Raw genomic sequence first — 12,170 nt, forward strand, 5'->3', positions numbered from 1 at the left:
GCCAGAAGGACACGATTAAACGGGAGTAAAAGAATTAAAAAAAACAGTACAATAAAAAAATTGCGGAAAATATATTTTCTGTGATTTTCCTTATCATGCATTAACATACCTTTAAATTGGTGCATCAAAAAATACAAAATAATGTATAAATTTTCCAACAATAAAAGCCTTCTGAATTCATCGTGTGATCATACAACTAAAATCTGCTGGTCTGAGCTTGTTCTTTGCTTTTAATTTAATAAACTCTTTTATTCTGAAAGGAATGGATACATTGCACGTATAGAAGAGCTTTTTTCTGGATTTATTTCGACAATTTCTACACCTTCCACCTCATTCATATGGCACACTACCTTTCCCAAAGGGTCTACAGCCATGGAATCACCGCTGTACCGGAACCCTGAACTGTCCATACCGACCCTGTTCACACCTATAACCCAGCACTGGTTTTCGATTGCTCTGGCCTTCAACAGGCACATCCAGTGATCTCTCCGTTGTTCCGGCCAGTTGGCAATGACACACATCATGACCACATGTGGCGCAACCTGCCTGAATTCTCCGGAGAAGCGCAAATCATAGCAGATGAACAGGGAAGTTGGATATCCCTGAAGACGGAAAATGACTGGTTCCGTACCTGGAACAACATACTTTTCTTCGTGCCCGTAGATAAAGAGATGTATTTTGCGATATTCTGTTTGACACAATCCATCAGGTGTATAGACCAGGGCCATATTGTACATTTTTCCTCCGGATGCTTCATCCCCGCACCCTGCCATGATGGACACTCCATGCTTCACCGCAAGCGCAGATAAAGTCTTTCGTGTCTCGGGTCCCCATACCGGTGCGGCGGCTGTCGCTTTGTCCGCTGGAAACCCTGTAGAAAAAAGTTCGGGAAATACAAGCACATCCGCTCCTCCGGCCATGGCTTCCGAACACAGGTCTTCCGCCCGGTTCAGGTTTTCCCGGATGTCTTCTCCGATTGCCATTTGCACAAGGGCAATTTTCATGGTCACTTCACAAACTTAACGGCTGTCCCGTAAACCATGACTTCTGCCGATCCGGCTTTAACAGCCGTTGATGAATAGCGAATATTCACTACAGCATCAGCTTCCATTTCACCTGCATTTTCCACCATCCGTTTGGTGGCTACAGCCCGTGCTTCATTAATCATCTCCGAATAACTGGTCAGTTCACCTCCAAACATGGCTTTTATGCCGTTGGCAATATCATGCCCCAGATGTTTGGCCCTTATGCAGGATCCTTTAACAAGCCCCAAATGTTCTATTTTTTTTCCCTGGATGGTTTCAGTATTGACTAAGATCATCTTTTTCCTCCTTTTTTATTTCACGGATTCTCCGGATAAATATGACTGTCACAACGATGAGTATCATCAGGAGCGCCAGCATTATCATAATGCGAACCAGGGGGGATATCATCGTGTTGAAGCTTGAGCTCCATGCCAACAGGTTCATGAGAATTGTCAGAACGAGAAAAATAAAAACCAGAATCGGTCCCCAATATTTTTTCATCATCTTTCCCCTTCGCCTTTATTTCCGGGTTGTTTTCCAGGCTTTCTCCGCCACCTGCCGAATATAGTATTCATATTCCTGCCGCAGGTTGATATAATTTTCGTATTGCCGTGCATCAAGTATTTTGTCATCTACAGCTTTTTTCACGGCGCAGTCCGGTTCACGGGTATGGGTACAGTCATCAAAGCGGCATTCTTCCGCCAATTGGATGATCCGGGTAAAAGTTTTTTTAAGACCTTCTTCCGCATCGGCGATACCGATTTCCCGAAGTCCCGGCATATCGATTAAAATCGCCTTGTTTTTTAAAATATGAAGCTGTCGCCGGGTGGTAACGTGTATTCCCTTTGCGGTGGCCCGGCTTATATCACCCGTTTCGGCCAGATTTTCACCGGCAATAGCATTGATGAGGGTGGATTTTCCCACACCCGAAGATCCCACAAGGCAAAAGGTGAGTCCCGGTTTTAAAAAAGCACGGATTTCATCGACACCTTTTCCGTTGAGGGCAGAGGCAGAAAACACAGCCGTCTCCGGAAACCGGTTTTTCACCGCATTAAAAAAGAATCGGGGCTCTTCATCTTTTAACATATCCGCTTTATTTAAAACAACAGCAGGTGTGATATTTCCGCTATATACTACGGTCATATATCGTTCCAGTCTATTCAGATTATAGTCCCTGTCCAATGCCTGAACAATAAAAGCCACATCCACATTGGCCGTCAGGACCTGCTTTTCAGAAGTGCGGCCGGCGGTTTTCCGTGTCAGGACGGATTTTCTTGGTAAAACCCGGCGAATCAGCACCTGATTCCCGTCTCCTGAAACCGCCACCCAATCCCCCACAACGGGCAAATCAAGCGGCGATGTGGCCCTGTGTTTCACGCGACCCGAAAGGTCACCTTCCACAAGTCCACCGGGGGTTTTTATAAGATATCGCTTTTTATGCGTTGTAATAACCCGTCCGGGTATCCAGCTCCCCGGGAGGGTAGAGAATAGTTTTTCCCAATATTCATTGGACCCGGCTTCTTTTAATCCGGTAAAGTTCATGCTATGACACCCGGGTTTGTTCCAGGCGCAATGCAAAAACCCTTCTGACAAAACTTTGAATCGTTCAAATGGCTTGAAAGCCTCTTTTCACTACCGGTACAGATAATATTTTTTCGACAAGTTCCGGAAAGATTCCACATCTTTTTCCAGAATCGGTTTAATATCTTCAAAGCGGTATCTTTCAGTGAATTTCTTCCGGATTTCATCTGTCCCGCAAACTTTGTCAAACATAGCCAGGCGGTGGGGATTGATACTGAAGATATCCATATCAGGATACATTTTGTGGAGGACTTCCATAAAGCGGAACTGTACATACATAAGTTCTGTTTTCTCAAAATCCGCAATGTGCAGTTGAACGCCTTTCATTGTTTTCCCCTGATAGGTCCGGTAAAATGGTTTATAAACAATGGGACGGAATTTCATACCTTCGATTCCCAGGGCATTCATGCGTTTTGCCAGTTCAAAGGGATTATTAATCCATTCGGCACCATACAATTGAAAAGGAAGGGTGTATCCCACACCTTCGTCCACCACTTTCAGTTCACCCAGAATTCCTGTCGCAACATAATAGGCAGCTGAATAGGCATGAGGTATGTGGGGGGATGTGGGAACCCAGGGGAGCCCTGTATCTTCAAAGGTCATATTCCGTTTCCAGCCTCCCATGGGGATAACCGTCAACTTGCATTTTTTATCTGTATCCAACCAGCCTTCCTCGTTGATCATCGTGGCGAGTTCACCGGGTGTGAGTCCATATACATAAGGAATAGGATATGCACTGACAAAAGAGAAAAAACCTTCCTCCGCCACATTCCCTTCAATTTTATTTCCCGTCAGGGGATTGGGACGGTCCAGCACCACAATTTCAATGTCATTTTCAGCGGCAGCAGCCATAATATTACCCATACTGCTGATATAGGTATAAGATCGGCAGCCAATATCCTGAATATCATAGACAATAACATCCACATTTTCCAGCATGTCCGGTGTAGGGATGCGGGTCTTCCCATAGAGGGAATAAACCGGGAGTCCCGTCTGTTCATCTATATAATTGCCCACATAATCCCCGGCATCAAAATCCCCGCGGACGCCGTGTTCGGGGCCATATAAAGCCACTAGATTTACTTCGGAGGCTTCCCAGAGAATATCAATGGTGGATTTCAGGTTTCTGTCGACGCCGGTGGGATTTGTCAGCAGTCCGACCCGTTTTCCTTTCAGTACATCAAATCCACGGTCTTTCAGAACCTCGATCCCCGGTTTTACCACCGGTTTTCCCGCTGAAACACATCCGGCTGCAAATACAATCAGAAGTGTTATCGCAAGTATTTTTCTCATGATTACCTCCTTTAAATTTTAATGTAAATCTTCCGTTTATAGAGTTCCCGCAGGATGAGCCAGTATATGAAAATATGCATAAGGGCAAAAAGCAGGGATCCGTTTGGACTATCTCCTAACAGGGGGACACAGATTGACTGATAAATCCACCGAAGGCCTGTCATCACGGTACCGTCTTCCGAAGTCCACCGGACAATTCGGGAGAGTGTTTTCACCCAAAAGACAGACAAAATAAATAGGAACAGGGGATTCATCCCAAAAACCCGTAAAGGGTAGGTCCATTTCCGGTACCCTTTCACATCAATGATAAGGATAAAGAGCGCCAGAACCATCATGGCAAGTCCGCCTGTATACAGAACATACGAGCTGGTCCAGATGGGTTTGTTGATGGGGAAAAACTGTCCCCACACATAGCCTGCAAAAAGGGCGGCAGCACCATACAGGTACAGGTCATTGACCAGCTCCGGTCGGGACTTTGCCCGGGTAATCATGCGCCCGGTTTCATATCCAATCAGGACGGTCACAATGGCCGGCAGGGTGCTGAACAATCCCTCCGGGTCAAAGGGGATACCGAAGCCTTTATACACATGGCTTTCTCCGAAGAAAAACAAATCCACTTTCCGGGCGAAATTATCCGCCAGTGAAAAGGGTTCGGGCCCACCGAGCCAGCGCATGAGAAGCCAGTAAGCAACCAGAATCCCCGCACCGGTCCAGAGCCAGGTTTTCCGTTTGAATTTCAGAACAAGGAGGGATGCAATCCCGTAAGCCAGGGCAATGCGTTGTAATACACCCATGATGCGCAAATTTCCGTAATATTCGGCCAATTCCTGTCCGAAAGTCAGTTCCGGGTTAAAACGGATAAAGGGATAGGCATTTAAAAGAACACCGATAATAAAAATGAGGGCTGTGCGTTTCAGAACTTTTTTAATGGCTTCCGGAGTAGCGGCATGATCGTATTTGCGGAATGAAAACCACATGGCGACCCCGACAATAAAGAGGAAAAAGGGGAAAACAAGGTCTGTGGGTGTACATCCATGCCACGAAGCATGGCGCAGGGGGGCATAAATCTGTCTCCAGCTTCCGGGTGTGTTCACCGTAATCATAAAAGCAATAACCAGCCCGCGAAAGGCATCCAGTGATATCAGCCGTTTTGAAGGATCCATATCGTTACTCCTTATTGTTTTAAGTCAGCGCGCAGATAATGTACAGGAATGATAAAGTCCTGATATTTACTGAGAAAATTTAAAGAGACTTTCCCTGTGAATCAAAAGAGAAAGAAAAACAAAAACGGCCGGAACAAGGCCGGCCGCATTGATGATATTCACATGTAATGAAAGAACTGATTATGAATTCCGGATCTCCCACAGGCGACTGAAAAGCTTATCCAGTGCAGGGCCCAGAAGTTCCGGGTCATCGGTCTGTGAAGGCATATTATGAAAAACCACATAGGGCACGGAAATTCCGCGGACCTGGATATATTCGGGATCATCCCCTTTAAAAGTCTCCCAGTCCACTTCGTAGTACATTTTTTTCAGTTTTTCATCCGGAAGTCCGTGCTCAAGGATGGAATCTGGGCGGTCGGGATTGAAGCGCTTCCGGTTTTTCCGGAGGGATTCCTCAAAGGGAACGTCAATATAAAGGATGGCCGCCTTTTTCAGGATTTTTTCTGAAAGATGCTGAAAGGCGGATTGGTAGCCGCCGTGTTCCGAGCCCCGGCTGAATTCGATGATTGTTGTCATTTTGTCATGATAATTTGCATCTCTCAAACGCTTGTCATACTCCAGTGAAATCCGTTCAATCAGGAGATCCCATTGATACTGATAGAAAAAATATCCTTCTTTATCCGAATGCATTCGGGGTTTATTCATGATTTTTTCCAGGATAGCATCTTCTTCAAACCATGTCCACAACATGGGGAAATCGTCAATTTCCTCAAAATGATTGATATGAAAGCGTTTCAGCCGTTCTTCTACCGGCGTTTTTTTCAGGTAATCGATCACTTCGGACTTCCCGGCAGCAGGGCGGCCCATCAGGATAATCACATCAAAATGATTTTTACTCATTATAAACCTCAGATTTCATGTTTTATTTTCAGTTCGGCAATGCGCTTTCGTTCAGCTTTCGTCATAAACCAGACAGCTACAAAGATAAAGAACAGACTGATCCAGTCTACCACAGACGGCCATCTTCCGCCCCAGAACAGGGCAAAGAGCAATGTGGAGGTCGTTCCGGCGATGAGAGAAGTGAGCCGGTTTACCAGTCCGGCAAAAGTGGCGGTTCTTCCTTTGAACATGAAAAGAAAGACAGAGAAAAAAGCCACAATCCCGAAAGCACATCCCCAAAACATCACCCATCCAAACCCCGGGACCGGATGAGTAAAGGATTTGACATAGGGAGTAATCCGCTCACCGCTCCAGCCGTTCTTGGTGGCCAGGAGTAAAATAACAAGAGCCACAATCCAAATTGTCAGTGTGGAGGCGATTTGTTCTATGGCAAAAAAAGCTTTATTGTTATCCACCCGACTGTCTTTGGGGCGGGTATTCTTGTAATAATTCATGAGGTAAATGCGGATGGTATAGGCAGTGATATAGCTGAAAAAGATTACCATCACCGGAACACTGGTCAGGGGGTTGGCTCCACCATCCCGACCGCCGGTCAAAACCTTGAGCCCAACGGCAATCACGGCAAAAACCACACCCATGTTTTCTTCCAGATAGACCTTTTTATTCAGGATGCCCTTCTTGATCTGGATGGCATCCACAATCCGGCCGATAATAATAACCGACCCCCGCATGACGGTCATAGCCACCATGACGGAAATCCCCTTGAAACTGTACATCAGGGTCGTTGTGGGGACAACCACGGCGGTCATCACACCGGAAGGAATGATGTAAAGCAACTCTGACGGGAATGTAAACGGTCCCCACGTAGTTAAGCGAATGGACTGAAGCTTATACCAGCGGAGTACAAGAACAACCGACGTTGCCACAAGCGTGGAGCTGGCGGTACTGTACACCAGATACTCCATGCTGTGCATTCCGGCGATATTCTGAAAATACTTGACACTCAGACCTGTAATGACATAAAAGAAAAAGTATCCAAAAACCAACTGAAGTAACCTGCCGGTACTTCCATTTTCTGTTTTAAGATTCCACATGTTTTTCCCTCTCGTATATGGCATGATTGATTATGAAGGACTTGAAATTTAATAAAACATCTGACCAGGAAAAACATTTTTTGCCCCGGACGGAAGTCCGGGGTTATCCGCTCTTCCTATCTTCCTCATTCCATCCTAAATTCCGATATGAAACTATGCGAGGTATGTGGTAATCCTATTCCGGATCATTATCACCGGTGTCCTTATTGTGAGTGTATCCAATCCGGAAATTCGCGGGCCCGAAGCAGGGAAATAATCCGTACGATCAATCTTGAAGAGGGTATGCCGACCGTGGAGGAGTCCCTGATCAAGCTGGAACGGGAGCTGAATTATGCCATCAGTGCCGGTGTCTGCCTGGCCCGAATCATTCACGGATATGGTTCGTCCGGGGTTGGCGGGGATATCCGAAATGCCTGTCACCGGTATCTCCGGGAAGCTTACCAGAAAGGGAGAATCAGGGGCTTCATTCCCGGTGAATTATTGAGAATTTCCACAAAGCAGGGACATATCCTCCTAACCCGGTATCCGGAACTGAAAAACGACGAGAAAAACCGCGGGATCACCATCATTGAATTATCACACAGCAAAGGGATTACATGACAAATAGTCACTGCAATTCGAAACAAACCCTGATCTCTTTTTTTATCATCACCTTCCTCTTTTCATGGTCCTTCTGGCTGATTGCCGTCCTGGCATCTTTTGGTTTTTTCGCACTTCCTGTTAATAAAATCATTCTCGTGGGGATCGGTGCCCACGGGCCTCTGGTCTCTGCCTTATGGCTGACCGGGAGAAAAGACGGGTGGACCGGCATAAAAAGACTCCTCCGCTCCGGTTTTAATCTTCGCCTGTCCCTGTATCACTGGTTACTGATCCTCCTTCTGCCAGTAGTTCTGGCCGGACTTTCTGTTCGGTTAAACATGATGCTGTCCTCGTTTCGTCCTGATGTAACCCTTTTAAACAGCCCGCTTACTATTCTTCCGGTTTTTCTCTTTATGTTTTTCCTCGGAGGCTCCGTCCAGGAAGAATTCGGCTGGCGGGGATTTGCCCTCCCCCGGCTTCTGAAAAAATGGAGCCCGATATGGGCAGGTTTGATTCTGGGACTAATATGGGGAATCTGGCATTTTCCCCTGTTTTATATTTCCACCCTGAGCCAGTCATACATGAATTTTGGACTTTTCATCATACTGACCTTGTGTTTCAGTCTTCTCATAACTCATTTTTATCTTCAGTCAAATAAGAACTTATTTACAGCCTTGCTGTTCCATACGGCGGTGAATACATCCTTATCCCTCTTCCCGCCCATCGAACAAAATTCCGGCGGAAACCAGCAGGCTTTCACGTTCATGACACTTTTTTACATATTTGTCACGGCTGTTGTTATCCTAAAAGAACGAAAAACTCTTTTCCAATCAAGCTAAAAAGTATGATGAAAAACCATGTACCGAAGGAAGATACACGGGTAAAATATGACTTTAGCGAAAAAAATACTATTTGCAGCTCTTATTTACTGAGTGAATTGTTTGAATTTCTTTTGAGGATTCTATTTTACCAGGATCATTTTATGTTTATCAATCACTTTCCCGTCTGCTTTCAGGATGTACGTATACACACCCGAGGCAAGGGATTCTCCGCTAAAGCGCACCGTATGGATTCCCGGTCGCGGACCGGGGTGGATATCTGATTCCCCGGTGTGTTATAACACCGTTAATTCCACAAAAGCCTGATGAAACAGGGTGTACTTAATCGTCGTCGAGGCATTGAAAGGATTGGGATAATTCCGGGAAAGAGTGAACTGCTCCGGATATGTGTCGGGATCCAGACTGTTACCGGTACCGACATAAATTACAGCTCACAATAAATCAGGATAATATCTGAATAACAACTGAATGCCCTGCGAACAGTTTTTTTAGCCGTTGAAACAATTATTATTTTCGTGTTATTCTTCTTCACTCTTACTCACTGGAAATACAATTTGAAAACGGCTTCCATTTTGACGATGCACAGTTAGAACACCATCAATTTGTTTAGTTAATATTGTAATCAATTGAAGTCCCATGGAATCCGGATTGGTGAAATCAATCTTGCCGGGCAGTCCTTTGCCATCGTCTTCCACAATCATTTCGTATTGCTTATTTTTTAACCGGCAAAATGAAATTTTTAATTTGCCCTTCGAACGCCCCGTCCATGCATGCTTTAATGCGTTGGTTATCAATTCATTCAGAATTAAACCACAGGGTATCGCAATGTTGATATCTATCGAAAGGTCATCAACAGATATTTGTTGATCGATTTTCATGGTCGGAGAAGCATAGATACCCATCAGGTATCGGGCAAATGTTTCTATATAATCTTTAATATAAATTTCCGCGTACAAATCGGATTGATAGAGCTTTTCATGAACCATGGACATGGCATAAATACGATTTTTACTCTCTTTGAAAGCATCCAGAGCCTGTTGTTTTGTATTGATGTGCCTGGCTTGCAAGTTGAGCAGGCTAATTATGATATTCAGGTTATTTTTTACACGGTGGTGAATTTCTTTCAGCAACACTTCTTTTTCTTTAAGGTTCTTGCGGATTTGGTTTTCCGCCTGCCTGCGTTCGGTGATGTCTTTGACAAATTCAACCACACCGGTTATTTCACCTGAATTCCGATCTTTCATGGGATAACTAAAAAGTTCAATATATTCTACAGGCGAACCGGGAAGACCTGGAACAATATCATACTCAGTTTGCCCGGATTTTAAGCAACGACTTGCCGGGCAGGGATCGCACGGTTTGTCGGAATTATGATAAACCTGATAGCAAAGTTTACCTTCCAACGGCAGGTTTTTCGCATACCACCGCTTCATCACCCCGTTGACAAGCCGAATGGTCATGTCCGGATTCAGAACGCTGACGCCGTCTTGAACGCTCTCAATTAAAAGAGTCAGAAATTGTTCATTTTTCTGAAGATCTGTTTTTGTTTGTTTAAGTTCATTGATTTTTTGTTGCAACTCCCGCGTCCGTTCCATCACTAAACCTTCTAACAATAGATTCGTTTTTTTCTTTACCCAATAGCGATAATAAATAAAAAAAGCAATTATCAGAATAATCAATAAACCTATGATAAGCCGCAATCTCAATGACCGCGCTTTTTCCAACTGCAGCTTATAGGTTTGATTTTCTATTTCCTTTTTCTCGGTTTCATATTTTATTTGCATTTCTGTGATTTTTTCGAAGAGTTCTTCAGAAAAGAGATTTTTCGTTAATTCAGCATAATCTCTCTGATATTTGAGTGCCTTTTGATAATCTCCTTTTAATTCGTAATACAATGAAAAATTATACAAATTATCTCTAATCAGTCCTTTATTTTCAAGATATTTTGCTAATTTTTGAGATTCCAGAATATATGGATAGGCTTTTTCCGGCTCTTTGTTTAATAGAAAATATTCGGCAATATTATAGGTGATAAGAGCAATTTCCCACTTATCACCAAGTTCCCGAACAATCTGCAATGATTTCAAGCGATATTCCAAAACGCGGTTTACTTCACCAGACTCTAGATATACGTTTCCGATGTTATTATATAACTGGGAAATACCCATTTTGTCATTGATTTCATTGCTAATTTTCAAAGCCTTGAAATAATAATCCAATGCTTTATCATATTTTCCCATTTTACTCATTACATTCCCGATTGTGTTCAGTGCCTGAGAAATATTTTTTTTATCACCGATTTGAGATCTCAAGTTTAAATTCTTCTGAAAATATTCCAGCGCTTTATCAAAATTGTTAAGGTAGAAATTTGCCTGACCGATATTTAAATAAGAATCTGCAATTCCGCTTTTATCATCGATTTGTTCCATGATTTTTAAAGCCTTCAGGAAATAATCCATGGATTTAGGGCTGTCGCCCAGATTATTATAAGCAACTCCCAGATGATTGAAAGCATCGGCTTTGGATTTATAATCATGGAATTCTTCCGATAAATCAACAGCCTGTTCCGCAAACGCAATTCTCTCATTGGGCGTTAATTCCCAGTAGGCTCCCGCCAACTTATTTAATACAACGATTTTCTCCTGATCGGACAAACTTTCCAACCGGTTTTTCAACGAATCTATCTCGCCACTGTAAGCTGGAAACACGCCCAAACTTATAAGAATAATTATAAATATAAAGGCCTCTTTTCTAATATTCATCTTCCTCCTCGCTATGTACCTCAGCCATTTCAAATTGTCAAACAATGTTGGAAGAGGGTTAAAGTTTGTGGAGACTTACCGGCAGGCCTTATATTTTTTAGATGCTTTCTCCATAATTTATACAATTTTTAAACATCGTTAGGGACAGAGCCCGGAAACAAGAATAATTTTCTTACGTCTATCTCTCGTTCATTGCCTATCATTTTGTAAGTCATCTTTTATTCTTTACATGCTTCCTATACGTTGTGTAAAATAGAAAAAAACTGAATTATTAAAAGCTCTATGCAAAAAGAATGAAAATTCTTGTCGTAATGCTTCCGTCTCCATTCTATTTTTTTCCGGACAGGCTTTGTTGCGACATTTTCGGTCACAACACAGAGCATTGTGGTCAGATTTTGCAAAATAAGATACATTGTTTATATCGATTCCCAATCTTCATTTTATTTATTCCTGAATCCAACCGTTAAGCATCACTTTCTTCTGACTCTCGTTTCCTGCCTCCTTTTATCACTTCACTCAACCCGACAAATACGCAACTCGTGATTTGTGAATCCGGCTTAAGTCAAGTGATATTATAACCTTCCAGAAAAAGGCTCTCATTTTTCTAATTAACTATATATTGATAGTTTATTTTGATAAATGCAAGAGGGAATATATTATCACTTTTTGGGTGGTAGAGTAATTTTTTTTAAGTAAAAAGGGGTAGTGTTTCAGTCTTCTCATAACTCATTTTTATCTTCAGTCAAATAAGAACTTATTTACTGCCTTGCTGTTCCATACGGCGGTGAATACATCCTTATCCCTCATCCGGTAGTGTAATTTTCTTTCTGTAAAAAGGCTCAAAGTTTTTCAAATTCAGGTAAAGAACAAATGAAAAACAATGAGCCTGGAAAAAAGTGATTAAAGAGCTAATGAAACTATTAATTGAATACGG

Annotated in this window: 11 protein-coding genes; 2 read left to right on the plus strand and 9 right to left on the minus strand. The window is 43.2% G+C overall.

Annotation, left to right across the window (positions count from 1 at the left end; translation table 11 throughout):
* Positions 1-248: 248 nt before the first annotated feature.
* From J7K63_08825 to J7K63_08860, 8 genes are all read right to left on the minus strand, one after another.
* Positions 249-1,004, minus strand: coding sequence for a carbon-nitrogen family hydrolase (locus tag J7K63_08825; protein ID MCD6235123.1), 756 nt, complete (start codon positions 1,002-1,004; stop codon positions 249-251).
* A gap of 2 nt (positions 1,005-1,006) precedes the next feature.
* Complete coding sequence (locus J7K63_08830) at positions 1,007-1,321, minus strand: YbjQ family protein (GenBank protein ID MCD6235124.1); 315 nt, start codon at positions 1,319-1,321, stop codon at positions 1,007-1,009.
* A complete protein-coding gene (locus J7K63_08835; GenBank protein MCD6235125.1) occupies positions 1,302-1,526 on the minus strand; it encodes a hypothetical protein in 225 nt (74 codons plus the stop codon). The genes J7K63_08830 and J7K63_08835 overlap by 20 nt, the downstream gene beginning before the upstream one ends.
* Positions 1,527-1,544: 18 nt before the next feature.
* The gene (gene rsgA / locus J7K63_08840; GenBank protein MCD6235126.1) at positions 1,545-2,567 is read right to left on the minus strand and encodes a ribosome small subunit-dependent GTPase A; all 1,023 of its coding nucleotides are present in this window, start codon (positions 2,565-2,567) and stop codon (positions 1,545-1,547) included.
* Between the two features lie 90 nt (positions 2,568-2,657).
* The gene (locus J7K63_08845; GenBank protein ID MCD6235127.1) at positions 2,658-3,899 is read right to left on the minus strand and encodes a DUF1343 domain-containing protein; all 1,242 of its coding nucleotides are present in this window, start codon (positions 3,897-3,899) and stop codon (positions 2,658-2,660) included.
* A gap of 11 nt (positions 3,900-3,910) precedes the next feature.
* Positions 3,911-5,062 (minus strand): hypothetical protein, encoded by a 1,152-nt coding sequence (locus J7K63_08850; protein MCD6235128.1) that lies wholly within the window; start codon positions 5,060-5,062, stop codon positions 3,911-3,913.
* Between the two features lie 180 nt (positions 5,063-5,242).
* The gene (locus tag J7K63_08855) at positions 5,243-5,962 is read right to left on the minus strand and encodes a hypothetical protein (GenBank protein MCD6235129.1); all 720 of its coding nucleotides are present in this window, start codon (positions 5,960-5,962) and stop codon (positions 5,243-5,245) included.
* A gap of 8 nt (positions 5,963-5,970) precedes the next feature.
* Entirely contained in the window at positions 5,971-7,056 is a 1,086-nt protein-coding gene (locus tag J7K63_08860; protein ID MCD6235130.1) for a hypothetical protein, read from the minus strand.
* 147 nt (positions 7,057-7,203) lie between these two features.
* Between J7K63_08860 and J7K63_08865 the strand changes: the two genes are divergently transcribed.
* Both J7K63_08865 and J7K63_08870 read left to right on the plus strand, forming a co-directional pair.
* Positions 7,204-7,656 carry a Smr/MutS family protein gene (locus J7K63_08865; protein ID MCD6235131.1) on the plus strand — a complete coding sequence of 151 codons (453 nt, stop codon included), beginning with the start codon at positions 7,204-7,206 and terminating at the stop codon, positions 7,654-7,656.
* The gene (locus tag J7K63_08870; protein MCD6235132.1) at positions 7,653-8,474 is read left to right on the plus strand and encodes a CPBP family intramembrane metalloprotease; all 822 of its coding nucleotides are present in this window, start codon (positions 7,653-7,655) and stop codon (positions 8,472-8,474) included. The genes J7K63_08865 and J7K63_08870 overlap by 4 nt, the downstream gene beginning before the upstream one ends.
* A gap of 518 nt (positions 8,475-8,992) precedes the next feature.
* Here the strand turns inward: J7K63_08870 and J7K63_08875 are convergent.
* Positions 8,993-11,236 (minus strand): tetratricopeptide repeat protein, encoded by a 2,244-nt coding sequence (locus J7K63_08875; protein MCD6235133.1) that lies wholly within the window; start codon positions 11,234-11,236, stop codon positions 8,993-8,995.
* Between the last annotated feature and the right edge of the window lie 934 nt (positions 11,237-12,170).

Source organism: Candidatus Neomarinimicrobiota bacterium, from assembly GCA_021157965.1.
In the GTDB taxonomy this organism is placed as follows: domain Bacteria; phylum Fidelibacterota; class Fidelibacteria; order Fidelibacterales; family Fidelibacteraceae; genus Fidelibacter.

Excerpts from the sequence above, each read along its gene's own strand:
- J7K63_08860 (MCD6235130.1), bottom strand. The coding sequence starts at position 7,056 with ATGTGGAATCTTAAAACAGAAAATGGAAGTACCGGCAGGTTACTTCAG.
- J7K63_08850 (MCD6235128.1), bottom strand. The coding sequence starts at position 5,062 with ATGGATCCTTCAAAACGGCTGATATCACTGGATGCCTTTCGCGGGCTG.
- rsgA (MCD6235126.1), bottom strand. The coding sequence starts at position 2,567 with ATGAACTTTACCGGATTAAAAGAAGCCGGGTCCAATGAATATTGGGAA.
- J7K63_08825 (MCD6235123.1), bottom strand. The coding sequence starts at position 1,004 with ATGAAAATTGCCCTTGTGCAAATGGCAATCGGAGAAGACATCCGGGAA.
- J7K63_08870 (MCD6235132.1), top strand. The coding sequence starts at position 7,653 with ATGACAAATAGTCACTGCAATTCGAAACAAACCCTGATCTCTTTTTTT.
- J7K63_08845 (MCD6235127.1), bottom strand. The coding sequence starts at position 3,899 with ATGAGAAAAATACTTGCGATAACACTTCTGATTGTATTTGCAGCCGGA.
- J7K63_08835 (MCD6235125.1), bottom strand. The coding sequence starts at position 1,526 with ATGAAAAAATATTGGGGACCGATTCTGGTTTTTATTTTTCTCGTTCTG.
- J7K63_08830 (MCD6235124.1), bottom strand. The coding sequence starts at position 1,321 with ATGATCTTAGTCAATACTGAAACCATCCAGGGAAAAAAAATAGAACAT.
- J7K63_08865 (MCD6235131.1), top strand. The coding sequence starts at position 7,204 with ATGAAACTATGCGAGGTATGTGGTAATCCTATTCCGGATCATTATCAC.
- J7K63_08855 (MCD6235129.1), bottom strand. The coding sequence starts at position 5,962 with ATGAGTAAAAATCATTTTGATGTGATTATCCTGATGGGCCGCCCTGCT.
- J7K63_08875 (MCD6235133.1), bottom strand. The coding sequence starts at position 11,236 with ATGAATATTAGAAAAGAGGCCTTTATATTTATAATTATTCTTATAAGT.